The organism is Streptomyces sp. DH12 (assembly GCF_020873895.1).
Taxonomy (GTDB): domain Bacteria; phylum Actinomycetota; class Actinomycetes; order Streptomycetales; family Streptomycetaceae; genus Streptomyces.
In genome coordinates this window covers 1-575 of sequence record NZ_JAHWGT010000530.1, presented here as the reverse complement: position 1 = coordinate 575, position 575 = coordinate 1, and the positions used below count along the sequence as shown (strand labels likewise).

At 67.8% G+C, this 575-nt stretch carries 1 protein-coding gene; it reads right to left on the bottom strand.

Annotated elements, in window-relative coordinates; all coding sequences use genetic code 11:
- Positions 1-575: helicase-related protein (locus LPA54_RS35595; protein ID WP_267487971.1), on the bottom strand; the 575-nt coding region annotated here is incomplete at both ends.

Below are 575 nucleotides of genomic sequence, written 5' to 3'. Positions count from 1 at the left end.
CCGAGGGCGGGCACGGGCGTCCTGGTGCCGCCGCCGTCCTTCTTGGCCTGGCGGTAGCCCGAGCCGAGCAACTGCTCCGTGTCGATGTCCTCGCGGGCGATCTGCGCGACGATGTCGTTGATCTTCTTGCGCAGCGGCTGCGGGTCGATGCCGTTGGCCTGGTTGTACGCGACCTGCTTCTCGCGGCGGCGGTTGGTCTCCTCGATGGCTTTCTCCATCGCCGGCGTGATCTTGTCGGCGTACATGTGGACCTGGCCGGAGACGTTGCGCGCCGCGCGACCGATGGTCTGGATCAGGGAGGTGCCCGACCGCAGGAAGCCCTCCTTGTCGGCGTCGAGGATCGCCACCAGGGAGACCTCGGGCAGGTCGAGGCCCTCACGCAGCAGGTTGATGCCGACCAGGACGTCGTACTCGCCGCGGCGCAGCTCCCGCAGCAGCTCCACCCGGCGCAGGGTGTCGACGTCGCTGTGCAGGTACCGCACCTGGATGCCGAGTTCGAGGAAGTAGTCCGTGAGGTCCTCGGCCATCTTCTTGGTGAGCGTGGTGACCAGGACGCGCTCGTCCTTCTCCACACG